The organism is Burkholderia sp. SR8 (assembly GCF_052851275.1).
The window spans coordinates 47,663-70,806 of record NZ_JAULUC010000001.1 but is presented as its reverse complement, the minus strand read 5'-3'; the positions used below and the strand labels follow the sequence as shown (position 1 = coordinate 70,806).

Annotated in this window: 21 protein-coding genes; 13 read left to right on the top strand and 8 right to left on the bottom strand. The window is 68.9% G+C overall.

From position 1 onward, the window contains the following. Nucleotides 1-13: 13 nt before the first annotated feature. From thrC to Q3A80_RS00300, 4 genes are all read left to right on the top strand, one after another. On the top strand, nucleotides 14-1,465 hold the full coding sequence (gene thrC, locus Q3A80_RS00315) for a threonine synthase (RefSeq protein ID WP_446327172.1): 1,452 nt from the start codon (nucleotides 14-16) through the stop codon (nucleotides 1,463-1,465). A gap of 285 nt (nucleotides 1,466-1,750) precedes the next feature. After that, nucleotides 1,751-2,998, top strand: coding sequence for a molybdopterin molybdotransferase MoeA (locus Q3A80_RS00310; RefSeq protein ID WP_446327171.1), 1,248 nt, complete (start codon nucleotides 1,751-1,753; stop codon nucleotides 2,996-2,998). Between the two features lie 18 nt (nucleotides 2,999-3,016). Next, nucleotides 3,017-3,274 carry a molybdopterin converting factor subunit 1 gene (gene moaD, locus Q3A80_RS00305; RefSeq protein WP_446327170.1) on the top strand — a complete coding sequence of 86 codons (258 nt, stop codon included), beginning with the start codon at nucleotides 3,017-3,019 and terminating at the stop codon, nucleotides 3,272-3,274. A 206-nt stretch (nucleotides 3,275-3,480) separates the two neighbouring features. Then, on the top strand, nucleotides 3,481-3,957 hold the full coding sequence (locus tag Q3A80_RS00300) for a molybdenum cofactor biosynthesis protein MoaE (RefSeq protein ID WP_446327169.1): 477 nt from the start codon (nucleotides 3,481-3,483) through the stop codon (nucleotides 3,955-3,957). A gap of 60 nt (nucleotides 3,958-4,017) precedes the next feature. Here the strand turns inward: Q3A80_RS00300 and Q3A80_RS00295 are convergent, their stop codons facing one another. After that, a complete protein-coding gene (locus tag Q3A80_RS00295) occupies nucleotides 4,018-4,578 on the bottom strand; it encodes a group III truncated hemoglobin (protein ID WP_446327168.1) in 561 nt (186 codons plus the stop codon). A 274-nt stretch (nucleotides 4,579-4,852) separates the two neighbouring features. Between Q3A80_RS00295 and Q3A80_RS00290 the strand changes: the two genes are divergently transcribed. After that, nucleotides 4,853-5,365 carry an Rrf2 family transcriptional regulator gene (locus Q3A80_RS00290; protein WP_446327167.1) on the top strand — a complete coding sequence of 171 codons (513 nt, stop codon included), beginning with the start codon at nucleotides 4,853-4,855 and terminating at the stop codon, nucleotides 5,363-5,365. A gap of 156 nt (nucleotides 5,366-5,521) precedes the next feature. Next, the gene (gene clpB / locus Q3A80_RS00285) at nucleotides 5,522-8,119 is read left to right on the top strand and encodes an ATP-dependent chaperone ClpB (RefSeq protein ID WP_446327166.1); all 2,598 of its coding nucleotides are present in this window, start codon (nucleotides 5,522-5,524) and stop codon (nucleotides 8,117-8,119) included. A gap of 131 nt (nucleotides 8,120-8,250) precedes the next feature. Here the strand turns inward: clpB and Q3A80_RS00280 are convergent, their stop codons facing one another. Then, nucleotides 8,251-8,679: a YidB family protein gene (locus Q3A80_RS00280; protein WP_446327165.1), complete on the bottom strand. Its 429-nt coding sequence runs from the start codon at nucleotides 8,677-8,679 to the stop codon at nucleotides 8,251-8,253. An 88-nt stretch (nucleotides 8,680-8,767) separates the two neighbouring features. After that, nucleotides 8,768-9,391, bottom strand: a complete 624-nt coding sequence (locus Q3A80_RS00275; RefSeq protein ID WP_446327164.1) for a ComEA family DNA-binding protein — start codon at nucleotides 9,389-9,391, stop codon at nucleotides 8,768-8,770. Between the two features lie 296 nt (nucleotides 9,392-9,687). Here Q3A80_RS00275 and Q3A80_RS00270 point away from each other — a divergent pair, with 296 nt between their 5' ends. Further along, nucleotides 9,688-10,149 carry a MerR family transcriptional regulator gene (locus Q3A80_RS00270; protein ID WP_446327163.1) on the top strand — a complete coding sequence of 154 codons (462 nt, stop codon included), beginning with the start codon at nucleotides 9,688-9,690 and terminating at the stop codon, nucleotides 10,147-10,149. Continuing rightward, entirely contained in the window at nucleotides 10,133-10,567 is a 435-nt protein-coding gene (locus Q3A80_RS00265; RefSeq protein ID WP_446327162.1) for a carboxymuconolactone decarboxylase family protein, read from the top strand. The genes Q3A80_RS00270 and Q3A80_RS00265 overlap by 17 nt, the downstream gene beginning before the upstream one ends. 31 nt (nucleotides 10,568-10,598) lie before the next feature. Here the strand turns inward: Q3A80_RS00265 and Q3A80_RS00260 are convergent, their stop codons facing one another. Next, the gene (locus Q3A80_RS00260; protein WP_446327161.1) at nucleotides 10,599-12,515 is read right to left on the bottom strand and encodes a sigma-54-dependent Fis family transcriptional regulator; all 1,917 of its coding nucleotides are present in this window, start codon (nucleotides 12,513-12,515) and stop codon (nucleotides 10,599-10,601) included. A 524-nt stretch (nucleotides 12,516-13,039) separates the two neighbouring features. On the opposite strand from Q3A80_RS00260, the gene Q3A80_RS00255 reads away from it, so the two are divergent. The 5 genes from Q3A80_RS00255 to lipA all read left to right on the top strand — a co-directional run bounded on the left by Q3A80_RS00255 (nucleotide 13,040) and on the right by lipA (nucleotide 18,527). Further along, a complete protein-coding gene (locus Q3A80_RS00255; RefSeq protein ID WP_446327160.1) occupies nucleotides 13,040-14,098 on the top strand; it encodes an ATP-NAD kinase family protein in 1,059 nt (352 codons plus the stop codon). Nucleotides 14,099-14,352: 254 nt separating this feature from the next. Further along, the gene (locus Q3A80_RS00250) at nucleotides 14,353-15,336 is read left to right on the top strand and encodes a thiamine pyrophosphate-dependent dehydrogenase E1 component subunit alpha (RefSeq protein ID WP_446327159.1); all 984 of its coding nucleotides are present in this window, start codon (nucleotides 14,353-14,355) and stop codon (nucleotides 15,334-15,336) included. A gap of 98 nt (nucleotides 15,337-15,434) precedes the next feature. Then, complete coding sequence (locus Q3A80_RS00245; protein WP_446327158.1) at nucleotides 15,435-16,439, top strand: alpha-ketoacid dehydrogenase subunit beta; 1,005 nt, start codon at nucleotides 15,435-15,437, stop codon at nucleotides 16,437-16,439. 4 nt (nucleotides 16,440-16,443) lie between these two features. Next, nucleotides 16,444-17,559: an acetoin dehydrogenase dihydrolipoyllysine-residue acetyltransferase subunit gene (locus Q3A80_RS00240; RefSeq protein WP_446327157.1), complete on the top strand. Its 1,116-nt coding sequence runs from the start codon at nucleotides 16,444-16,446 to the stop codon at nucleotides 17,557-17,559. Between the two features lie 2 nt (nucleotides 17,560-17,561). After that, complete coding sequence (gene lipA, locus Q3A80_RS00235; protein ID WP_446327156.1) at nucleotides 17,562-18,527, top strand: lipoyl synthase; 966 nt, start codon at nucleotides 17,562-17,564, stop codon at nucleotides 18,525-18,527. A 15-nt stretch (nucleotides 18,528-18,542) separates the two neighbouring features. Here the strand turns inward: lipA and Q3A80_RS00230 are convergent, their stop codons facing one another. The 4 genes from Q3A80_RS00230 to Q3A80_RS00215 all read right to left on the bottom strand — a co-directional run bounded on the left by Q3A80_RS00230 (nucleotide 18,543) and on the right by Q3A80_RS00215 (nucleotide 23,137). Then, nucleotides 18,543-19,898, bottom strand: a complete 1,356-nt coding sequence (locus Q3A80_RS00230) for an MATE family efflux transporter (RefSeq protein WP_446327155.1) — start codon at nucleotides 19,896-19,898, stop codon at nucleotides 18,543-18,545. A gap of 2 nt (nucleotides 19,899-19,900) precedes the next feature. Continuing rightward, nucleotides 19,901-21,733 (bottom strand): ArnT family glycosyltransferase, encoded by a 1,833-nt coding sequence (locus Q3A80_RS00225; RefSeq protein WP_446327154.1) that lies wholly within the window; start codon nucleotides 21,731-21,733, stop codon nucleotides 19,901-19,903. Between the two features lie 150 nt (nucleotides 21,734-21,883). Further along, nucleotides 21,884-22,147 carry a type B 50S ribosomal protein L31 gene (locus tag Q3A80_RS00220; protein ID WP_040144297.1) on the bottom strand — a complete coding sequence of 88 codons (264 nt, stop codon included), beginning with the start codon at nucleotides 22,145-22,147 and terminating at the stop codon, nucleotides 21,884-21,886. A gap of 156 nt (nucleotides 22,148-22,303) precedes the next feature. Next, nucleotides 22,304-23,137, bottom strand: a complete 834-nt coding sequence (locus tag Q3A80_RS00215; RefSeq protein ID WP_446327153.1) for a M90 family metallopeptidase — start codon at nucleotides 23,135-23,137, stop codon at nucleotides 22,304-22,306. Nucleotides 23,138-23,144: the final 7 nt, after the last annotated feature.

Below are 23,144 nucleotides of genomic sequence, written 5' to 3'. Positions count from 1 at the left end.
GACCAGGAACGACATGAACTACATCTCCACGCGCGGCGCCGGCATCGGCGAGCGCCATACGTTCTCCGACATCCTGCTCGGCGGCCTCGCGAAGGACGGCGGGCTGTACCTGCCGGCCGAATACCCGAAGGTGTCGGCCGACGAGCTCGCGCGCTGGCGCACGCTGCCGTACGCGGATCTCGCGTTCGAGATCCTGTCGAAGTTCTGCGACGACGTGCCGGCCGACGACCTGCGCGCGATCACGCGCCGCACGTACACGGCCGCCGTGTACAGCAACACGCGCCACGGCGAGAACGCGTCCGACATCACGCCGCTGAAGACGCTCGGCACCGAGCGCGGCGCGGCGCTGTCGCTGCTCGAGCTGTCGAACGGCCCGACGCTCGCGTTCAAGGACATGGCGATGCAGCTGCTCGGCAACCTGTTCGAGTACACGCTCGCGAAGCACGGCGAAGCGCTGAACATCCTCGGCGCGACGTCCGGCGACACGGGCAGCGCGGCCGAATACGCGATGCGCGGCAAGGCTGGCGTGCGCGTGTTCATGCTGTCGCCGCACAAGAAGATGAGTGCGTTCCAGACGGCGCAGATGTTCAGCCTGCAGGATCCGAACATCTTCAACCTCGCGGTCGAAGGCGTGTTCGACGACTGCCAGGACATCGTGAAGGCCGTGTCCAACGATCACGCGTTCAAGGCGCAGCAGAAGATCGGCACGGTCAACTCGATCAACTGGGCGCGCGTCGTCGCGCAGGTCGTGTACTACTTCAAGGGCTATTTCGCGGCGACGGCGTCGAACGACGAACGCGTGTCGTTCACGGTGCCGTCGGGCAACTTCGGCAACGTGTGCGCGGGTCACATCGCACGGATGATGGGGCTGCCGATCGCGAAGCTCGTGGTCGCGACCAACGAGAACGACGTGCTCGACGAGTTCTTCCGCACCGGTGCGTACCGCGTGCGCAGCGCCGAGAACACGTATCACACGAGCAGTCCGAGCATGGACATCTCGAAGGCGTCGAACTTCGAGCGCTTCGTGTTCGACCTGCTCGGCCGCGATCCGGCACGCGTGATGCAGCTGTTCCGCGACGTCGAGGAGAAGGGCGGCTTCGATCTCGCGGCGAGCGGCGATTTCGCGCGCGTGGCCGAATTCGGCTTCGTGTCGGGCCGCAGCAGCCACGCCGACCGCATCGCGACGATCCGCGACGTATTCTCGCGCTACGACACGATGATCGACACGCATACGGCCGACGGCGTGAAGGTCGCGCGCGAGCATCTCGATGCGGGCGTGCCGATGGTCGTGCTCGAGACGGCGCAGCCGATCAAGTTCGGCGAGACGATCCGCGAGGCGCTCGATCGCGAAGCCGAGCGTCCGGCCGCCTTCGACGGGCTCGAGGCGCTGCCGCAGCGCTTCGAGGTCGTGAAGGCCGACGCGCAGCAGGTGAAGGACTTCATCGCCGCGCATACGGGTGCATAAGCGCGCATCGGCGCGCAACGTCGCGCCGCCGGGTCGCACGCCCGGCGGCGCAGGACGGCCGGAATGCCGATTCGTCGCGCGAGTCGGGGTTCCGGCCGTTTCGTTTGGCCGGTGCATGGCGATGCGCAGGCGTGCGGCACGACGTCGGGCGAACCGTCGGGCGAAACAAGTGCCAGTGCCGTGCGTTCGCGCCGATCACAGTTTTCGCATGCCGGCCATATCGCGCGTGGGCGCGGCGGCGTCGCTACAATGACGTATTGACTCCAACGATCCCCGATTCCATCGATGTCGAACCCGAATCCCGCGGCGCCGCGCGCGCCGATGCTGTCGACCGCCGAAGCGCTTGCCGCGCTGCTCGATGCCGCGAAGCCGCTGCCCGGTACCGAAACCGTCGCGACGCTCGATGCGCTCGGCCGCGTGCTGGCCGCCGACGTGAGCTCGCCGCTCGACGTGCCGCCGATGCACACGAGCGCGATGGACGGCTATGCGGTGCGCGTCGCCGATCTGCTGCACGGCGAACGGCGGCTGCCGGTGTCGCAGCGGATCCCCGCCGGTCATCCGGCCGCGCCGCTCGCCGCGGGCACGGCCGCGCGGATCTTCACCGGCGCGACGGTGCCTCCCGGTGCCGATGCCGTCGTGATGCAGGAGCAGACGGCGGCCGACGGCGATGCGGTCGAAATCCTGCACACGCCGAAAGCCGGTGAATGGATCACGGCGCAGGGCACGGACATCCGCCGGGGGGCGGTGATCCTGCCTGCCGGTACGCGGCTCACGCCGCAGGCGCTCGGCCTGGCCGCATCGGTCGGCTGCGCGCAGCTGCCGGTCGCGCGGCGGATTCGCGTCGCGGTGTTCTTTACCGGCGACGAACTGACGATGCCCGGCGAGCCGCTGAAGCCCGGCGCGATCTACAACTCGAACCGCTTCACGCTGCGCGGGCTGCTCGAGCGGCTCGGCTGCCACGTGACCGACTACGGGATCGTGCCCGACTCGCTCGCCGCGACCCGCGACACGCTGCGCGAAGCCGCACGCGACCACGACGTGATCCTGACGAGCGGCGGCGTATCGGTCGGCGACGAGGATCACGTGAAGCCTGCCGTCGAGGCCGAAGGCCGGCTCGCGCTATGGCAGATCGCGATGAAGCCCGGCAAGCCGCTCGCGTATGGCGCGGTGCGCCGCGGCGACGGCCGCGCCGATGCGCACTTCATCGGGCTGCCGGGCAACCCGGTGTCGAGCTTCGTCACGTTCCTGCTGTTCGTGCGGCCGTTCCTGCTGCGCCTGTCCGGCGTGCGCGACGTTGCGCCGCGCGCGCTGTCGCTGCGCGCCGACTTCTCGCAGAGCAAGGGCGACCGGCGCAACGAATTCCTGCGCGCACGCGTCAATGCGGCCGGCGGCCTCGACCTGTTCCCGAACCAGAGCTCGGCGGTGCTGACGTCGACCGTGTGGGGCGACGGGCTGATCGATAATCCGCCGCAGCACGCGATCAGCGCAGGCGAGACCGTGCGTTTCATTCCGTTTTCCGAACTGCTGTCGTAACGCGACGGCTTCCCGACCATGAAGATTCAGCTGAAATTCTTTGCAAGCGTGCGCGAGGCGCTCGGCGTGTCCGACGAACAGGCCGACGTGCCGGACGGCGTGACGACCGTCGGCGACGTGCGCGCGTGGCTGCGCCAGCGCGGCGGCGCGTGGGCCGAGACGCTCGCCGAAGGGCGCGCGCTGCGCATGGCGTGCAATCACGAGATGACCGATCCCGGCACCAGGCTTACCGACGGTTGCGAGGTCGCGTTCTTTCCGCCGGTCACGGGCGGTTGAGCATTTGCGCGGGACCGGAGGTAAGCGTTGACGCTAACTCTGGTCGACCGCGAAGCATGGGACCAGAGTAAGCGCTGAAGCGCAAACTCTGGTCGACCGCGAAGCATGGGATCGGGGCAAGCGCTGAAGCGCTAACTCTGGTCGACCGCGAAGCATGGGACCAGAGTAAGCGCTAAAGCGCTAACTCTGGTCGACAGGAGCAGAGGATGGCTACGGTACGAGTGCAGACCGACGATTTCGACCTGAACGCCGAAATCGCGGCATTGCGCGCGCGCAACCCGAAGATCGGCGCGGTCGCGTGCTTCGTCGGCACGGTGCGTGACCTGAACGAAGGCGATTCCGTCGCCGCGATGGAGCTCGAGCACTATCCGGGAATGACCGAGAAGGCGCTCGAGAAGATCGCCGCCGACGCAGGCCGGCGCTGGCCGGGCATCGACGTCGCGATCGTGCACCGCGTCGGCCGGCTGCTGCCGCTCGACCAGATCGTGATGGTCGCGACCGTCGCGTCGCATCGCGGCGACGCGTTCGCGTCGTGCGAGTTCGTGATGGACTACCTGAAGACGGAGGCGCCGTTCTGGAAGAAGGAAACGACGCCCAGCGGCGAGCGCTGGGTCGACGCGCGCAGCACCGACGATGCGGCGCTCGCGCGCTGGGGCATCGAATCGGGCAACACGCGCCGTTGAGCGCCGCATACGCGGCGTGCGGCGCCGTGCCGCAGCGCGCAAGCGCCGCGATTCGCGGCGTTACGCGTCCGAATCGACGCTGCGCCCGATGATCTTCGTCGGAAACGGCTCGCCGCGCGCGCGCGACGGCAGCGCATGCGGATCGTCGCCCGCGTCGCGGCGGCGCGGCGCGATCGCGTCGAGCAGCGCCTGCTGCTCCGGCGGAATCTGGTAATCCCAGCCGAAGCGGCTCAGCTGCAGGCTTTGCGCGATCCGCAGCGCGGGCTCCATGAAGCGAATGGCCGCAGGCGGCGCGTAGCGGCCCTCGACGGTCTTCAGGAACAACGACAGCCAGCGGCTGAAGTGCGCGGGCTCGATCCCGTCGAGCGGCTGGTGCGCCTGCTGCACGTTGCCGCGATAACCCTTGGTGCCGAGCACGAGGCTCGACCAGAAGCTGACCATCTTCGGCAGGTGATCGTCCCAGCGGCCGTCGAGCTTCGCGTCGAACACGGGGCCGAGCAGCGGATCGGCGCGCACGCGGTCGTAGAACGCGTACACGAGGTCGCGGATGTTGTCTTCGGTCGGTTCGGCGTCGCGCGGGCGGGCCGGCGCGGTGTCGGGCGAGGCGGGCAGGGCAGTCATGACAAAAAGGGCCGGGATAGCGGGGCATGGGCGACGCGTCGGCCACGTGCCGGTGGAACGGCAGTGCGGGCAATGCGCAGGACGCCGCTCGAATTTTGACGCAAAATAGCGTCCACCAATGCCTGAAAAATGCGTAGATGCCATGCATCTTATTGCGCGCAGGCCGTTCCGGCAACCCGTGCCGTCTGGCGGTCGCGACAGCCGGCCCGGCGCGCGTCCCGATTGACCGGATTCGCATAATCGGGGCACGATCGACAATTTTCCGTATTCGCCCATGAGACTCACCGACTACACCGACTACTCGCTGCGCGTCATGCTGTACCTCGCCGTGCGCGGCGAGGGGCTGGCGACGATCCAGGAGATCTCGGACGCCTACGGCATCTCGAAGAACCATCTGATGAAAGTCGTCCAGCAGCTCGGCGAGCTCGGCTGGGTCGACACCGTGCGCGGCCGCAACGGCGGGCTGCGGCTGTTCTCCGAGTCGTTGAAGCTGACCGTCGGCCAGGTGGTGCGCGCGACCGAGAGCGACTTCGCGCTGGTCGGCTGCTTTGCGGCCGACGGCGAGTCACGCGGCTGCGTGATCGAGCCGCAGTGTCGTCTGAAGGGCGTGCTGGCGGCCGCGCGCGATGCGTTCTTCGCCGAACTCGACCGTCATACGATCGGCGAGCTGGCCGCGCCGGCGTCGCCGCTCGTCGCGCTGCTGGGCATCCATCCGGTCGCGCTCATGCGCGCCGAGCCGTCGGACGGCGATGCATCGGCGTGCGCCGAAGCCGCGTCGAAGGACTGACGCGCCGGCACCGCCCGGTCATCCTGCGGCGGCGCCCGCGTGCGGGCAGTTGCGTCGCCGTCTGCCGATTTTTGCGCTGAATCAACCGGAAATCCGCTTGAAACCCGTATAACGATCCTCATCTTGGTGTTAATCGAAAATTGGAGGTCTCGCTCAATGAGAATCGACAAGCTCACCACCAAGTTCCAGGAAGCACTCGCGGACGCGCAAAGCCTCGCGGCAGGCCGCGACAATCAATACATCGAACCCGTTCACGTGCTGGCCGCGCTGGTCGCGCAGCAGGACGGTTCCGCCCGTTCGCTGATGTCGCGCGCGGGCGTGCACGTGCAGGCGCTGCAAGGCGCGCTGAACGAGGCCATTTCGCGCCTGCCGCAAGTGACGGGCACGGGCGGCGACATCCAGATCGGCCGCGAACTGGCCGGGCTGCTGAACCAGGCCGACAAGGAAGCGCAGAAGCTCAACGACACGTTCATCGCGAGCGAGATGTTCCTGCTCGCCGTGTCCGACGACAAGGGCGAAGCCGGCAAGCTCGCGCGCCAGCACGGCCTCACGCGCAAGTCGCTCGAAGCCGCGATCGCCGCGGTGCGCGGCGGCTCGCAGGTGCACAGCCAGGACGCGGAAAGCCAGCGCGAGGCGCTGAAGAAATACACGGTCGACCTGACCGAGCGCGCCCGCGCGGGCAAGCTCGATCCGGTGATCGGCCGCGACGACGAAATCCGCCGCTCGATCCAGATCCTGCAGCGCCGCACCAAGAACAACCCGGTGCTGATCGGCGAGCCGGGCGTCGGCAAGACCGCGATCGTCGAAGGGCTCGCGCAGCGGATCGTCAACGGCGAGGTGCCCGAGACGCTGAAGGGCAAGCGCGTGCTGTCGCTCGACATGGCCGCGCTGCTCGCCGGCGCGAAGTACCGCGGCGAGTTCGAGGAGCGCCTGAAGGCCGTGCTGAACGACATCGCGAAGGACGAAGGCCAGACGATCGTGTTCATCGACGAGATCCACACGATGGTCGGCGCCGGCAAGGCCGAAGGCGCAATGGACGCGGGCAACATGCTGAAGCCGGCGCTGTCGCGCGGCGAGCTGCACTGCATCGGCGCGACCACGCTCGACGAATACCGCAAGTACATCGAGAAGGACGCCGCGCTGGAGCGCCGCTTCCAGAAGGTGCTCGTCGACGAGCCGAGCGTCGAGGCGACGATCGCGATCCTGCGCGGGCTGCAGGAGAAGTACGAACTGCACCACGGCGTCGACATCACCGACCCGGCGATCGTCGCCGCGGCCGAGCTGTCGCACCGCTACATCACCGACCGCTTCCTGCCGGACAAGGCGATCGACCTGATCGACGAGGCTGCGTCGAAGATCAAGATGGAAATCGATTCGAAGCCCGAAGAGATGGACAAGCTCGACCGCCGGCTGATCCAGCTGAAGATCGAGCGCGAGGCGGTGAAGAAGGAGCAGGACGAAGCATCGCAGAAGCGCCTGCAACTGATCGAGGAAGAGATCGAGCGCCTCGGCCGCGAGTATGCGGACCTGGAAGAGATCTGGACCGCCGAGAAGGCCGCGGTGCAGGGCAGCGCGCAGCTGAAGGAAGAGATCGAGAAGGTGCGGGCGGACATCGCGCGCCTGCAGCGCGAAGGCAAGCTGGAGAAGGTCGCCGAGCTGCAGTACGGCAAGCTGCCGCAGCTCGAGTCGCAGCTGAAGCAGGTCACGCAGGCCGAGGAGCAGGAGCAGCACAACCCGACGCGTCCGCGTCTGCTGCGCACGCAGGTCGGTGCGGAAGAAATCGCGGAAGTCGTGTCGCGTGCCACCGGGATTCCGGTGTCGCGGATGATGCAGGGCGAACGCGAAAAGCTGCTGCACATCGAGGAAAAGCTGCACGAGCGCGTGGTCGGCCAGGACGAGGCGATCAGCGCGGTGGCGGATGCGATCCGTCGTTCGCGCGCGGGTCTCGGCGATCCCAACCGTCCGTACGGCTCGTTCCTGTTCCTCGGCCCGACCGGTGTCGGCAAGACCGAGCTGTGCAAGGCGCTGGCGTCGTTCCTGTTCGACTCGGAAGAGCACCTGATCCGCATCGACATGAGCGAGTTCATGGAGAAGCACAGCGTCGCGCGGCTGATCGGCGCGCCGCCGGGCTATGTCGGCTACGAGGAAGGCGGCTACCTGACGGAAGCCGTGCGCCGCAAGCCGTACAGCGTGATCCTGCTCGACGAGATCGAGAAGGCGCATCCGGACGTGTTCAACGTGCTGCTGCAGGTGCTCGACGACGGTCGGATGACCGACGGACAGGGCCGCACGGTCGACTTCAAGAACACGGTGATCGTGATGACGTCGAACCTCGGCTCGCAGGTGATCCAGGCGATGACCGGTTCGCCGCAGGAAGAGATCAAGGACGCCGTGTGGCTCGAGGTGAAGCAGCACTTCCGTCCGGAGTTCCTGAACCGGATCGACGACGTCGTCGTGTTCCATGCGCTCGACCGCAGCAACATCGAGTCGATCGCGAAGATCCAGCTCGCGCGCCTGCACGACCGGCTCGCGAAGCTCGACATGGCACTCGACGTGTCGCCGGCGGCGCTCGAACAGATCGCGAAGGTCGGCTACGATCCGGTGTTCGGCGCGCGGCCGCTGAAGCGCGCGATCCAGCAGGAGATCGAGAACCCGGTCGCGAAGCTGATCCTCGCCGGTCGCTTCGGTCCGAAAGACGTGATCCCGGTCGACGTCAACGACGGCCAGTTCGTGTTCGATCGCGTCGTCCACTGATCGCCGGCGATCGGCCGCACGCCCGGTTCGCGCCGGGCGCGCAAAAACGAACACCCCGCTTCGGCGGGGTGTTTGCATATGGGGCGGCCGAAGCGTGCGTCGCGCTCGCCCGGCCTGTCACGCGTGCGCGCTCAGGCCTTGTTGCCGCCGAACATGCCGGCGAGCTGCGTGAGCGTGCCGAGCACGTTCGACGTGTCGACCTGGCCGCTGGCCGGCACTTCGCCGTTCGGCGTCGCGCCGTTGACGACGTGCGGCAGCACCTGCGCGAGGATCGACGACGCCTGCGCCGGATCGATGCCGACCTTGCTCGCGAGCGAGCCGACGACGTCCGAGCCGAGCACGTTCTGCAGCGTGTCCGGCGAGATCGGCTGGTTTTCGCCGGTGCCGACCCACGAGCCGATGATGTCGCCTGCGCCGCCGGCCTTGAACTTCTCGATCAGCCCGTTCAGGCCGCCCGGCTGGTTGTTGATGAATTCGAGCGCGGTCGTGATGAGCGCGCTTTGCGAGTTGCCGCCGGCCTGGCCGCCGATCAGACCGCCGACGATGTCGAGGAGACCCATGGTTGTTCACCTTCACAGAAAAGGGCGCCGCAACGTCGGCGCCCGTTGATCGAATGCCGCGCGCACGCCGTCGCGCGCGCGGCGCACATCAGGCGCCCGACGCCGCGGCGGCGGAGGCTGCCTTGTCCTTCTTGCTCTTCTTCTTCGAACCCTTGGCCGCCTTCGTGGACGACGCCGCGGCCGGCGCGCTCGCGCCTGCGCCGGCGTCGGCGGAGGCCGCCGCGGCTGCGGCCGCTTTCTCCTTCTTCGACGCGCGCTTGCTCTTGGCCGGCTTGGATGCCGCCTCCGGCGCGCTGGCCGTCGTCGCCGGTGCCGTTGCCGTCGTGCCGGCTGTCGCGGTCGTCGACGTGGACGGCGCGGCGGTGCCGGCCGACGTCGTGGCCGAGGTGGTCGCCGACGTCGTCGCGGCCGGCTTCGACAGCTTCACGCCCTTCGGCGGCGTCGACGAGCCGCCGATCGTCAGGCCGTTTTCCTCGAGATGGCCGACCGACTTCGTGCCGAGGCCCTTCACGCGGTTCGCGAGATCGTCCGCGTCCTTGAACGGGCCGTTCTTGGTGCGCTCGTCGATGATCGCCTTCGACTTCACGGGCCCGAGGCCCTTCACCGATTCGAGCGCGGCCTGGTCGGCCGTGTTGACTTCGACGGCCGCGGCGAAGCCCGCGGCAAGCGACAGCGATAACGCGACGAACAGCATCAGCAGCTTTTTCAGCATGGCACAGGCTCCCTGGTTCTGACGGATGAATGGCTGTTGCAACGGACGGCGGCGCGCAACCCGGCCGGGCGTCGCCGTTAAGCATAGGACAAATGCGTGCCCTTTTTAAGACAGGCTGACCGAATCTTGCTGAAGGCTTGCGTCGCTGTAAAGAAGGAAAGCCGTGCGCGGCGCCGATTTTGACCATTCTTTACGGTGTCGGCGGGGGCAGATGCGTGCAACCGGCGATTGTCGGACTTGGCCGTTCGACAGTGCTTGACTTAGAGTGAACTCTAACTCCTAACCTTGTTCCTGCCATGTCGAAAACCGTTTCCACCTCTTCCGCCGCCGGTCCGCTGACGATCGGGCAAGTCGCCGAACTGACCGGCGTGTCGACGCATACGCTGCGGTATTACGAGCAGGCCGGGCTGCTGCGCGCGATCTCGCGCACGGCCGCCGGGCACCGGCTTTATGCACCGGCCGATCTTGACTGGCTCGCCTTCGTGATGCGCCTGAAGGCGACCGGCATGCCGATCGCGCAGATGCAGCAGTTCGCGGCGCTGCGCGCGCAAGGCGAGTCGACGTTCGGTGCGCGGCGGCGGTTGCTGAGCGCGCATCGCGACGCGGTGCGCGCGCATATCGCGGAGCTGCAGGCGAGCCTCGACGCGATCGGCGACAAGATCGCGTACTACGAGACGCAGGAGCGCAAGACGGAACGACGGGCGAACTCTTCTCAATCATCCCCGGAACAGGACGGACACCATGGAACGACTCGTTGAAGACCGCTACACGCGCGGCTGGAACAAGCTGAAGGAAATCGACGGCGAAGTGGGCGAACGCGTGATCGCGGCGCTCGCGCCGATCGCACCGGACTTCGGGCGGCTGCTCGTCGAATTCGGCTTCGGCGACATCTATAGCCGGCCGCAGCTCGACCTGAAGGCGCGCGAGATCGCGACGATCGCCGCGCTGGCCGCGCTCGGCAATGCGCAGCCGCAACTGAAGGTGCATATCGAGGCCGCGCTGAACGTCGGCTGTACACGTGACGAGATCGTCGAGGTCTTCATGCAGATGGCCGTCTATGCCGGTTTTCCGGCCGCGCTCAACGCGCTGTTCGCCGCGCACGAAGTGTTCACGCGGCGCGATGCGGCAGCCGGCGACGGAGGCGGCACGGCCGACGCGGCCGCGCACGCCGCGTGACGGCGCGCAGCGCGCCCACGTGCTGCATGCATCAGATGCGGTGCGGCGCGACGATCCGGTGTTTCGCGATCCGCCGGTACAGCGTCGCGCGCGAGATGCCGAGCGCCTGCGCGGCTGCGTCGGGCCGCCAGCGATGCGCGGTGAGCGCCGCGACGATGCGGCTGCGTTCGTCGTCCGGCAGTGCACCGGCCGGGCCGCCGCCGAGTTGCGCGGCGAGATCGGCCGGCAGGTCGCGCCGCGTCACGCGCGCGGCGTCGCAGACCGCGCACGCATAGCGCAGCACGTTGCGCAGCTGCCGCACGTTGCCGGGCCACGGATACGCGGCCAGCTGCTCGGCGAGCGTCGCGTCGAGCGTGAGTACGTGGCCGGTCGCCTGCGCTTCCTCGGCGAACACGGCGGCGATCACGTCGCGCACGTCCGCGCGCTCGCGCAGCGCCGGCAGCTCGAACGTCGCGCCGCTCAGCCGGTAGTACAGATCCTCGCGGAACGTGCCGTCGGCCACCATCTGCGCGAGATCGCGGTGCGTCGCGCAGATCACGTCGAGATCGACGCGCACCGGCGTATCGCTGCCGAGCGGCACGACCTCGCCGTCGGCCAGCACGCGCAGCAGCCGCGTCTGCAGCGTGAGCGGCATGTCGCCGATTTCGTCGAGGAACAGCGTGCCGCCGTCGGCGAGCGCGATCTTGCCGCGCGCGCCGTGCTTGCGCGCACCGGTGAATGCGCCGGCCGCGTAACCGAACAGTTCGCTTTCGATCAGCGCCTCGGGCAGCGCGCCGCAGTTGACCGCGACGAACGGCCGCGCGCGCCGCGCGCCGGCATCGTGGATCGCGCGGGCGAAGACTTCCTTGCCGGCGCCGGTTTCGCCCAGCACGAGGATCGGCAGCCGCTTGCTCGCGACGCGCAGCGCGAGTTCGGCCTGCTGCGCGATGCGCGCATCGCTGCTCTGCAAAAACGGCGTCAGCGCGCCCACGTGACGCTGCGCGGTGCCGGGCCGGCGCGCTGCGGTGCCGGTTTCGCGGCCCGCGCGCCGTAGCGGCGCGCGCAACCGCGCATAGAGCGGCGCGCCGGTCGCGCGCAGCCGCAGCGCGACGATCGCATCGAGCCGCGCGGCATCGCGCAGCGGCATCTCGGTCGCATCGAAGATTTCGTCGATATGGCGCGGCTCGCGCAGCGCGGGCAGCGCGTCGCGCGCGTGCCGGTTCGCGGCGACGATATTGCCGCATTCGTCGAACGCGATCAGCCATTCGGGCTGCGCCTCGACGTAGTGACGGTTCGGATGACCGAACAATATCCAGTGCTGCGCGGTGCTGTGCACGAAATAGCCGTCCTCGATCAGCGCCGCGCTCTGCCGCACGAGCTGGTACACGAGCCGCTGGCTGTCGCGGTTGTCCGGCGACTGCACCGCGGACGCGTCGAGCACGCCGATCAGTTCGCCGGCCGGCGAGAAGATCGGCGCCGCGCTGCAGGTGAGCGTGGTGAATGCCGCGCGGAAGTGATCGGTCTTGTGCACGGTGATCGGCGCGAGGTCGGTCAGCACGCTCGCGACGCCGCAGGTGCCTTCCTCGCTTTCCGACCAGCACGAGCCGATGTGCAACCCCGCGTGACGGAAATCGGTGCGGCGCTCGCGATCGATCCGGTAGTCGATCGTCACGCCGTGCGCGTCGGTCAGCATCACGCAATAGTCGGCGACGCGAATCATGTCGTGCAGGCGCGTCAGGCACTGGCCCGATGCGCGCAGGAACGCCTCCTCCTTGTCGCGCACCTCGCGCAGCTCGGCCGCGGTCAGCACGCGCGGGCCGATCGACGAAGCGGGGTCGAGCGCATAGCGCTCGAGCGAGCGCTGCCACGACGACACCAGGCGCGCGGAATCCGCCGGCGCGGGCAGGCGTCCGGCGAGCGCGCCGAGCACACGGTCGGCGTGCTGGGCCTGGGGGACGGCATAGGGCATGGTCGGCTCCGGTTCCGTACGGCGGGGAATTCGATGTTCTTGTAGCACATCCGCCGGCGCGGATCACATTGCATCGCAGCACGCGCGCGGCGTGAGACGTTCGTCTCAGCGGCATCTCAGCCGGTCTCGCACGGTTGAGACGCGCACGTTCGCCGGGCGCGGCGACCGCGCCCCGCACGACGATGCGCGCCGCGCCGCGATGCGCGTGGCATGCGGGCCGGATCGGCATGCGCATCGACGGGCCGCAACGGGTGTGCATGGAGAGCGACGACGTGAGACGGACGGCCGGTTTCGCAGGTCGTCGAGCTGCGGCGGCAACGGGTCGTGACGACAGCGCTGCCCGCCGAGCCAGTCCGGATGCGGGTTTCGCACTCGTTGCACGCACGGTGGCACGCCGCTTGCAGATATGACGGGCAAGTCCGGCGCGCTCGCGTCGGCGACGACGATCCGCTGTCCTCGATGACGGCGGACGACAGAAGCAGGGCCGGCGTGCGAGCGCCGGTCCACTGGATGGAGACAAGCCCGTGACGACGCCCGTGACCGTCGGCGTGATCGCGAACCCCGCATCGGGGCGCGACATTCGCCGCCTGACGACGCATGCATCCGTGTTCCCGACCGCCGAGAAGGCCAACATGGTCGTGCGCCTGCTCGCCGGCCTCGGCGCGATGGGCGTCGCGCGCGTGCTGACGCTGCGCGACAAGACGGGCATCGCGACGCTGCTGATGCGCGCGCTCGACACGCATCGCGCGGTCGCGCCGCACGAACGCTGGCCCGACGTCGAATTCGTCGACCTGCCGATCTCCGATACCGTGGCCGACACGCATGCCGGCGCCGCGTACATGCATCGGATGGAAGCCGCGCTGATCGTCGTGCTCGGCGGCGACGGCACGCATCGCGCGGTCGCCGCGCATTGCGGCGCGACGCCGCTCGTCGCGCTGTCCACCGGCACCAACAACGCGTTTCCCGAACATCGCGAGGCGACCGTCGCGGGCGTGGCCGCGGGGCTCGCCGCGACCGGCGCCGTGCCGCCCGACGTCGCGTTCGTGCGCAACAAGCGGCTCGTCGTGCGCTGCGTCGCGGGCGCGAACGCGGGGCGCGAGGAGATCGCGCTCGTCGACGTGTGCGCGGCGCGCCAGCGCTTCATCGGCGCACGCGCGATCTCGGGGCCCGACGACATCGATTCGCTGTACCTGACGTTCGCGGAACCGGACGGCATCGGCCTGTCCGCGCTCGGCGGCGCGTGGGCGCCGCTCGAGCGCAGCGCGCCGCACGGGCTCGCGATGCGCTTCGCCGCCGACGGCAAGACGGCCGGCACGCCGCTCGTCGCGCCGATCGCACCGGGGCGCGTCGATCGCGTCGTGATGCGCAGTTGCGAGCGGCTCGAGCCCGACGCGTGGCAGACGATTCCGTTCGAGCACGGCACGCTCGCGTTCGACGGCGAGCGCGAGATCGAAGTCGCGCGCGGCGAGCGCTACGAGATCGCGCTCGACTGGCGCGGGCCGCTGACGGTCGATGTGGGCCGCACGCTGCGTTACGCGTCGTCGCGGCAGTTGTTGCGCGACGCCGGCGCGTGGCGCTTCTGATCGCGGCTTCCCGAAGCCACCCCCAATCCGCTTCCGAACCATCGACGAGGAGACATCGCCATGACAGCCCGACCCGGCCGACCGGCCGCCATTGCCTTCGCAACCGCCAGCGCGCATGGCAGCGCGGCGCGCACGCAGGCCGCGCGTATCGACGGGCGCTTCGCGTTTCACTGACGGCCGCAGGCCGCCGTGCCATCCGTCGCTGCGGCATTGCCGCGGCGGCATTCGCAGTCAGACCTATCCAGGAGACACACATGACCGTTTCGACACAGCTCAGCAGGGACACGCTGCTGGACGCCTACCGGCTGATGCGCACCATCCGCGAATTCGAGGAGCGCCTGCACGTCGAGTTCGCGACCGGCGAAATCCCGGGCTTCGTTCACCTGTACGCGGGCGAGGAGGCTTCCGCGGTCGGCACGATGCTGCACCTCGGTCTCGAGGACTACGTGGCCACCACGCACCGCGGGCACGGCCACTGCATCGCGAAAGGCGTCGACGTGCACGGGATGATGGCCGAGATCTACGGCAAGAAGACGGGCGTCTGCCACGGCAAGGGCGGCTCGATGCACATCGCTGACCTCGCGATGGGGATGCTCGGCGCGAACGGAATCGTCGGCGCCGGTGGCCCGCTCGTGTGCGGCGCGGCGCTCGCGGCCAAGCACAAGAAGACCGGCGGCGTCGGCGTGTGCTTCTTCGGCGACGGCGCGTCGAACCAGGGCGTGATCTTCGAATCGATGAACCTCGCGTCGGTGTGGCGGCTGCCCGCGATCTTCGTCGCCGAAAACAACGGCTACGCGGAAGCGACGTCGTCGAGCTGGTCGGTCGCGACCGACAACATCGCCGATCGCGCGAACGGCTTCGGCATGCCCGGCGTGATCGTCGACGGCTTCGACTTCTTCGCGGTGCACGAGGCGCTCGGCGAAGCGGTCGCACGCGCGCGCAGCGGCGGCGGTCCGACGCTCGTCGAGGTGAAGTTCACGCGCTACTTCGGCCACTTCGAGGGCGATGCGCAGACCTACCGCGCGCCGGGCGAAGTGCAGAAGCTGCGCGACGAGAAGGACTGCCTGAAGCATTTCGAAGCGCGGGTCGTGCGCGCCGAAGTGCTGACGACCGACGACCTGCGTGCCGTCGACGCCCAGGTGAAGGCGCTGATCGACGACGCGGTCGCGCAGGCGAAGGCCGCGCCGCTGCCCGACGCGGCCGACCTGCTGACCGACGTGTACGTGTCGTATCCGTGACCGCGATCTGACGCAACCGCCGGCAGCCAGCCGTTGGCCGCAGGCAGCTCGCAGCCGGTACGGCCGGTGCGACGAACCGAATATTCCAGGAGACAGACATGGCAAGGAAGATCACTTATTCGCAGGCGATCAACGAGGCGCTCGCGCAGGAAATGGCGCGCGACGACAGCGTGATCGTGATGGGCGAGGACAACGCGGGCGGCGCGGGCGCGCCCGGCGAGGACGACGCGTGGGGCGGCGTGCTCGGCGTGACGAAGGGGCTGTTCCACAAGTTTCCGGGCCGCGTGCTCGATACGCCGCTGTCGGAGGGCGGCTACATCGGCGCGGCGGTCGGCGCGGCCGCGTGCGGGATGCGGCCCGTCGCGGAGCTGATGTTCATCGATTTCATGGGCGTGTGCTTCGACCAGATCTTCAACCAGGCCGCGAAATTCCGCTACATGTTCGGCGGCAAGGCCGTGACGCCGGTCGTGATCCGCGCGATGTACGGCGCCGGCCTGCGTGCGGCCGCGCAGCATTCGCAGATGCTCACGTCGCTGTTTACGCATATCCCGGGGCTGAAGGTCGTGTGCCCGTCGACGCCGTATGACGCGAAGGGGCTGCTGATCCAGTCGATCCGCGACAACGATCCGGTGATCTTCCTCGAACACAAGCTGCTCTACACGCGCGAAGGCGACGTGCCGGAGGAGTCCTATGCAATTCCGTTCGGCGAGGCGAACGTCGTGCGCGAAGGCGACGACGCAACGATCGTCACGTACGGCCGGATGGTGCATCTCGCGACCGACGCGGCCGCGAAGCTCGCGAAGGACGGCATCCACGTCGACGTGATCGACCTGCGCACGACGTCGCCGCTCGACGAGGACACGATCCTCGAAAGCGCGGAGCGCACCGGCCGCGTGGTGGTCGTCGACGAAGCGAACCCGCGCTGCTCGATCGCGACCGACATCGCCGCGCTCGTCGCGCAGCGCGCGTTCCGCTCGCTGAAGGCGCCGATCGAGCTCGTGACCGCGCCGCATACGCCCGCGCCGTTCGCCGGCGTGCTGGAAGACCTGTATATCCCGTCCGCCGATGCGATCGCGCAGGCGGTTCTGAAGACGAGGAGCTGACACGATGTCGATTCACATGATCACGATGCCCAAGTGGGGGCTGTCGATGGAGCAGGGGCAGGTCAACGGCTGGCTGAAGGCGATCGGCGAGCGCGTGACGAAGGGCGACGAAGTGCTCGATGTCGAGACCGACAAGATTTCGTCGGGCGTCGAGTGCGCGTTCGACGGCACGCTGCGCCGGCAGGTCGCGCAGGAGGGCGAGACGCTGCCCGTCGGTGCGCTGCTCGGCGTGGTCGCTGCGGCCGATGCGAGCGATGCCGACATCGACGCGGCGATCGCCGAATTCCAGCGCGATTTCGTGCCGAGCGCGGCCACCGACGACGCGGCCGGCCCGCAGCCCGAAAAGGCGCAGATCGGCGGGCGCACGATCCGCTTCCTGAAGCTGGGCGACGGTTCGGGTACGCCCGCGGTGCTGATCCACGGCTTCGGCGGCGACCTGAACAACTGGCTGTTCAATCACGCGGAACTCGCTGCGCACCGGCCGGTGTGGGCGCTCGATTTGCCGGGTCACGGCGAGTCGGGCAAGGCCGTCGAGACCGGCAGCCTCGACGAACTGGCCGACGCGGTGCTCGCGCTGCTCGACGCGCAGCACATCGAGCGCGCACACCTGATCGGTCATTCGATGGGCGGCGCGGTCGCGATGGCGGCGGCCGAGCGCGCGCCGCAACGCGTGGCGTCGCTGACGCTCGTGGCGAGCGCCGGACTCGGCGCCGACATCAACCGCGCGTACATCGACGGCTTCGTCGCCGGCAACAGCCGCAATACGCTGAAGCCGCACCTCGGCGCGCTGTTCGCGGACCACGCGCTCGTCACGCGGCAACTCGTCGAGGATCTCGTCAAGTACAAGCGGCTCGAGGGCGTGCAGGCCGCGCTGGAGAAGATCGCGAACGCCGCGTTCGACGGCGCGACGCAGCGGCGCGTGTTCCGCGACCGCATCGCGTCGCTCGCGCCGCGCACGCTCGTGATCTGGGGCGAGCGCGACCAGGTGATCCCCGCGCAGCATGCGCAGGGCTTGCCGGACGGCGTGCGGGTCGAGGTGATCGCCGGCAGCGGCCACATGGTGCAGATGGAGGCGGCTGCCGACGTGAACCGCCTGATCGTCGCGTTCCTCGGAGACTGACGATGGCCGCCGCGCTCGAACGACCCAGTCTCACTGCGCTCGGTCAGCCGGGCGCGCGAAGCCGCGACAAGCTCGCGCGCATTCCGGTGCGCGTCGAGCCCGCGGCCGGCGCGGCGCTGCCGAAGCCGCCGTGGCTGCGGGCGCGGCCGATGATGAGCGAGGCGGTCGCCGACATGGCGGCCGTGCTGCGCGACCATCGGCTGCATTCGGTCTGCGAGGAGGCGATGTGCCCGAACATCGGCGAATGCTTCGCGCAGCGCACCGCCACCTTCATGATCATGGGCGGGCTGTGCACGCGTCGCTGCCCGTTCTGCGATGTCGCGCACGGCCGCCCCGAGCCGCTCGACCCGGATGAACCCGCGCGGCTCGCGGACGCGGTCGCGGCGCTCGGGCTGCGCTACGTCGTGATCACGTCGGTCGATCGCGACGACCTGCGCGACGGCGGTGCCGCGCATTTTGCGGCCTGCATCGCGGCGGTGCGCGCGAGCGTGCCCGGGATCGGCGTCGAGGTGCTGACGCCCGATTTCCGCGGCCGTGTTCCGCGTGCGCTCGACGCGTTGTCGTCGGCATGGCCGGACGTGTTCAATCACAACATCGAGACCGTGCCGTCGCTGTATCGGGCGGCGCGCCCGGGCGCCGACTATCGCGGCTCGCTCGAACTGCTGGCACAGGCGAAGGCCGCGCGGCCGACGCTCGTGACCAAATCCGGCTTGATGCTGGGCCTGGGCGAGCGCGACGACGAGGTGCGCGACACGCTGCGCGACCTGCGCACGCACGAGGTCGACGTGCTGACGCTGGGCCAGTATCTCGCGCCGTCCGCGCACCACCTGCCGGTACGGCGCTACGTGAGCCCGGACGCGTTCGCCGCGTGGCGCGACGAGGGGCTCGCGCTCGGTTTCAGGGAAGTCGTTGCGGGCCCGCTCGTGCGCTCGTCGTATCACGCGGCCGACGTGCTGGAGGACGCGTAGGCGGCGGGCCGTGCGTCACCGGCCGGCCGACAGGTGCGCGCGGCCGACGTGGCGCAGGTACAGCGCGAGGCCGGCGCCCGCGAGCATCAGGCTGACCGTGTTCGCGAACCAGAAGCCGCGTGCGCCGGTCAGCGACGCGGGCGCGATGCCGCCGACGTCGAAGCCGAGCACGTAGCCGCCGCCGAGCCCGACGCCCCACAGCGCGACCGCGTAGATCACGGTCGGCACGACCGCGACCTTGTACGCGCGCAGCACGAACGCGGACGTAATCTGCAGCGCGTCGAAGAAGTGATAGCAGGTGACGATCGCGACCAGCGGCAGCGCGGCGGCGGCCACGGCCGGATTCGGCGTGTAGCCGCCGACGATCAGCGGCCGCAGCGTGAACACGAGCACGCCGTATGCGGCCGCGATCGCGCACGCGAGCATCACGCTGTGCCGGCCGAGCAGGCGCGCCTCGTCGGGGCGGCCGGCGCCGAGCGCGCGCGCGACGAGCGTCGATGCCGCGACGCCGATCGACAGCGGCGTCATGTACAGCACCGCGCCGATGTTGCCGGCGATCTGGTGGCCGGCAAGCGTCGTCGTGCCGAATTGCGCGATGAAGAGCGCCATGCACGTGTACGACGTGACCTCGATCAGGTACGACAGCCCCATCGGCACGCCGAGCTTCAGCAACGCCTTCTGGCGTTCCCACACGGGCCGGCAAAAGCGCGAGAAGATCGCGAGCGGCGAGAACACGTCGAGCTTCGCGAGCAGCATGAAGCCGATCAGCGCGAGCGCCCAGTTGATCAGCGTGCTCGCGAGCCCGCAGCCGGGGCCGCCGAGGGCCGGCACGCCGAACCCGCCGAAGATGAACCACACGTTGAGCGGAAATTTGAGCAGCAGCGCGCCGATCTGCAGGATCATCGCGAGGCGCGGCTTGCCGGCCGCGTTGGTCAGCGCGTTGTAGATCCGGAACACGAGGCTGGCCGGCAGGCCGTACGACAGGATCCGCAGGTAGTCGACGGTGCGGTCGTGCAGCGCGGGCGGCGCGTGCGCGACCTGCAGCAGCGGTTCGGGAAAATGCAGCAGCAGGAAGCCGGGCACCGCTAGCATCAGCGCGAGCCACAGCGCCTGGCGGACTTCCTCGCCGATCTCGTCATAACGCCGCGCGCCGTACAGCTGCCCGGCGATCGGCTGCAGCGCGGACAGGATGCCCGTCATCCCGATGTAGACCGACACGTAGATCGACGAACCGAGCCCGAGCGCGGCGAGATCGATGGCCGAGTAGCGGCCGACCATCGCGGTGTCGATCACGCCGAACGCGATGATCGCGAGCTGGCCGACGAGCACCGGCCACGCGAGCCCGACGATCCGGCGGATGTCGGCGAACATCGTCAATCGACCGTCCGGTGGCGCGGGCTGCGGCGCTTGACGGGTGCCACCGGCCGCTCGATCCGCTCGTACAGCCGGAAGCGCTCGTCGCGGTCGGCCACGCGGCGGCCTTCCCACACGAGACGCCACACGTATTGCGACATCGCGCTCGGCTCGCCGAAGTCTGCGCGGTCCTGGCGCAGGATCACGTCGCACTCGCCGGAGAATTCGAAATGCATGTCGCCGAAGTACGCGAAGGTCGCGATCTGCGCATCGCCGAGCCGCACGGGCGAGATGCACTCGTAGTCCTTCGGCAGATGCGATGCGATCTGTTGCGCGACGTCGCTGTAGGTACGGCCGTAGTTGACGATCGGCAGCCACAGCGTCATCAGCAGCACCCACATCAGCGTGGTGCCGGCACCCGACAGCACGACGCTGCGCCACAGCACCTTCGGCTGGCGCGAGATGCGCCAGCGCGCGAGCAGGCACCAGCACACGGTCACGATCACCGCGCAGATGAACGACAGGATCTTGAAGTGCGGTTCGTAGCCGGGCACGAGGCGCGCGAGGTTGCGTGCGAGCGGATGCGGGAAGCCGGTGAGCGACGCGAGCCACACGAGCCACACGAAGGTGCCGAGGATCGTGAAGCTCAGCACCGCGAACCAGTCGATCGCGTTGATCGCGCCGCGCTTGAGCGTCGGCAGCGCGAAGGTCGCGAGCACCGCGAGCGGCGGCAGCAGCAGCATGTACATGCGGTTCGACTGCTGGCTCTGCAGGATCACGAGCGCGACGAGCGGCACCACGACCGACAGCGGAATCGCGATGTGCGCGCGGCGGCGCATGCCGGCCCAGCTCCACCAGGCCCAGATCGCGAGCGGCCACGCGGGCCACGTGAACAGCGGCAGGTTCTTCGCCGCATAGCCGAGCACCGCGGTCGGCGGGCCCGAGAAGCGCATCAGGCTGCCGTGGATCCACTGGTTGAAGAACCATGCGGCGTCGTCGGGCGCCGCGTTGAACGCGGCGAGCGGCCACAGCGCGAAGATCGCGGCCGCGAGCGGCAGCCCGATCAGCGGCAGGCGCAGGTTGCGCATCTCCGGCGTGACGAGCCACAGCGCGGCCGTGCCGGCGAGCAGCGCGACGACGAGCACCGGATTGCCGGACAGCGCGACGAGGCCGATCGCGGCACCCCACCACAGCGCGCCCTGCATCGGCTTGTCGATGCCGCGCACGATCCCGTATACGAGCATCGCGATCCACGCGAATTGCGCGAGCTGCGGCGTCGTTTCGTGGCCGCGCTCCGCGAGCCCGAAGCACGCGACGAGGATCAGCAGCGCGCCGTCGGCGAGCGTGCGGCCGTAGTCGCGCGGCTCGGGCTCGCCGCCGAACGCGTACTTGAACGGCTGGACCTCGGCGCGCCGGCCGAGCAGGTACGCGGCGTACCAGACGAACGCGCATGCGACGCAGAACAGCACGCCGGTGTCGATGCGCGACGCGTTGCTCGCGTCGACCCACGGCGCCAGCGCGCGGATCGACAGCGCGCCGAGCCAGTAGCCGAGCGGCCCGTCGGTCGTGATGAACTTGCCGACGAGATTCGGCAGCAGCCAGTCGTGCCAGCCGCCGGTGGCCATCGTCCACATCACGCCGAAGCCCGCCGCGTCCTCGTTCTTCCACGGATCGCGGCCGAACAGGCCGAACGCCGCGTAGACGAGGCAGAGCGTGAGCAGCAGCCAGCGCGGCAGCGCGCGCGTGGCGGAGGCGGTGAGACGAACGACAGGCTTCATGCAGATGAGCGATTTGTTATGGGCGGGCGGCCGGCGAGGGCGGGCGCGACCGGGCCGGATTCGGGCATCCGGCATTGTAGACGCGCCGGCCGTTGCGCGTCAGACGATTGCCGGGCCGCCGGCCGGCAGCCCGGGGTTGTCCGGCGAGCGGAGACAAAAAAGGGCAGCCTGGGCTGCCCTTTCGTGCGGTACCGGTGCATTGCAACCACCGGATCGGTGCGAAGCTTACTTCGCGACCTTGCCGCTGGCGCGTGCGCCGAACTTGTTCTTGAACTTCTCGACACGGCCTGCCGTGTCCATGATCTTTTGCTGACCCGTGTAGAACGAGTGCGATTCCGACGACACTTCGATCTTGGCGAGCGGGTAGGTCTTGCCTTCGTGTTCGATGGTTTCGCGCGTCTGGATCGTCGAGCGCGTGATGAACTTGAAGCCGTTCGACATGTCTTGGAAGACGACTTCGCGGTAGTCCGGGTGAATGCCAGGTTTCATGATTTTCCTTGGTGAGAGCGGTAGCCAACCCGCCGCTTGCCGTGCCGCACCGCACGAACCGCGCGATTCAGCCGACGTCAAGCCCGGCGCGAGCCACTTGCCTAAGGTCGAAAAACGGCGATTATGCCAGAAAATCAGACGGTTGACGAATAATTTTCATCGCCCGTCGAGGGCGCCGGTGCGGGCCGGATCCTGCCGATAGTAGCGGGCGAGCAGCCGGTACAGCTCCGGAAATTCGGACTCGAACGCGCGCGGCCGCACGAACAGCGCCTCGCTGCACACCGCGAAGAACTCCGACGGGTGATCGGCCGCATACGGATCGATCAGCGAGTCGCGCTCGAAGCGTGCCCAGGTGCGGTCCGGCACCGCATCGACCCGTGCGCAGAACTGGTCGTACGCATGCTCGAACACGTCGGCCCACGCCTGCGCGTCGAGGTGCGGCGCGTGCCAGCGGCGAAATAGGGGCGGATACCCGTCCGCCTCGCCGTTGACCATGTCGATCTTGTGCGCGAACTCGTGGATCACGACGTTGTACGCATCGCGGCCGTCCGTCATCTGCGCGTCCTCCCACGACAGGATCACCGGGCCGCCTTCCCACGCTTCGCCGCTCGCGTCCTGTTCGACTTCATGGACCACGCCGTCCTCGTCCTGCACGGTCTTGCGAATCAGGAATTCGCCCGGATACACGACGACGCCGACCCAGCCGTCGTACAGCGACAAATCGAGATTCAGCACCGGCAGGCATGCCTGTGTGGCGATCGCGACGATCATCTCGTCGGTCAGCTCGAGCCCGTGCGCGGTCGAAAACGACTTCTTCGCGATGAACAGGCTCGTCAGTTCGCGCAGCCGCTCCAGGTCGCCGGGCGGCAGCGCAGCGAGGAACGGCAGGCGCGCGAGCGTGTGCTGCCACAACGCATCGCCAATCGGATGGCTGCGCAGCGCGCGGTCGCGGCGGCGGTCGTCGAGCCAGCGGGTCAGTTTCGAGAGCATGGGGGCA

Bases quoted from the DNA above. Each gene is read 5' to 3' on its own strand.
- thrC (WP_446327172.1), top strand. From the start codon at position 14: ATGAACTACATCTCCACGCGCGGCGCCGGCATCGGCGAGCGCCATACG.
- Q3A80_RS00310 (WP_446327171.1), top strand. From the start codon at position 1,751: ATGTCGAACCCGAATCCCGCGGCGCCGCGCGCGCCGATGCTGTCGACC.
- moaD (WP_446327170.1), top strand. From the start codon at position 3,017: ATGAAGATTCAGCTGAAATTCTTTGCAAGCGTGCGCGAGGCGCTCGGC.
- Q3A80_RS00300 (WP_446327169.1), top strand. From the start codon at position 3,481: ATGGCTACGGTACGAGTGCAGACCGACGATTTCGACCTGAACGCCGAA.
- Q3A80_RS00295 (WP_446327168.1), bottom strand. From the start codon at position 4,578: ATGACTGCCCTGCCCGCCTCGCCCGACACCGCGCCGGCCCGCCCGCGC.
- Q3A80_RS00290 (WP_446327167.1), top strand. From the start codon at position 4,853: ATGAGACTCACCGACTACACCGACTACTCGCTGCGCGTCATGCTGTAC.
- clpB (WP_446327166.1), top strand. From the start codon at position 5,522: ATGAGAATCGACAAGCTCACCACCAAGTTCCAGGAAGCACTCGCGGAC.
- Q3A80_RS00280 (WP_446327165.1), bottom strand. From the start codon at position 8,679: ATGGGTCTCCTCGACATCGTCGGCGGTCTGATCGGCGGCCAGGCCGGC.
- Q3A80_RS00275 (WP_446327164.1), bottom strand. From the start codon at position 9,391: ATGCTGAAAAAGCTGCTGATGCTGTTCGTCGCGTTATCGCTGTCGCTT.
- Q3A80_RS00270 (WP_446327163.1), top strand. From the start codon at position 9,688: ATGTCGAAAACCGTTTCCACCTCTTCCGCCGCCGGTCCGCTGACGATC.
- Q3A80_RS00265 (WP_446327162.1), top strand. From the start codon at position 10,133: ATGGAACGACTCGTTGAAGACCGCTACACGCGCGGCTGGAACAAGCTG.
- Q3A80_RS00260 (WP_446327161.1), bottom strand. From the start codon at position 12,515: ATGCCCTATGCCGTCCCCCAGGCCCAGCACGCCGACCGTGTGCTCGGC.
- Q3A80_RS00250 (WP_446327159.1), top strand. From the start codon at position 14,353: ATGACCGTTTCGACACAGCTCAGCAGGGACACGCTGCTGGACGCCTAC.
- Q3A80_RS00245 (WP_446327158.1), top strand. From the start codon at position 15,435: ATGGCAAGGAAGATCACTTATTCGCAGGCGATCAACGAGGCGCTCGCG.
- Q3A80_RS00240 (WP_446327157.1), top strand. From the start codon at position 16,444: ATGTCGATTCACATGATCACGATGCCCAAGTGGGGGCTGTCGATGGAG.
- lipA (WP_446327156.1), top strand. From the start codon at position 17,562: ATGGCCGCCGCGCTCGAACGACCCAGTCTCACTGCGCTCGGTCAGCCG.
- Q3A80_RS00230 (WP_446327155.1), bottom strand. From the start codon at position 19,898: ATGTTCGCCGACATCCGCCGGATCGTCGGGCTCGCGTGGCCGGTGCTC.
- Q3A80_RS00225 (WP_446327154.1), bottom strand. From the start codon at position 21,733: ATGCCGGATGCCCGAATCCGGCCCGGTCGCGCCCGCCCTCGCCGGCCG.
- Q3A80_RS00220 (WP_040144297.1), bottom strand. From the start codon at position 22,147: ATGAAACCTGGCATTCACCCGGACTACCGCGAAGTCGTCTTCCAAGAC.
- Q3A80_RS00215 (WP_446327153.1), bottom strand. From the start codon at position 23,137: ATGCTCTCGAAACTGACCCGCTGGCTCGACGACCGCCGCCGCGACCGC.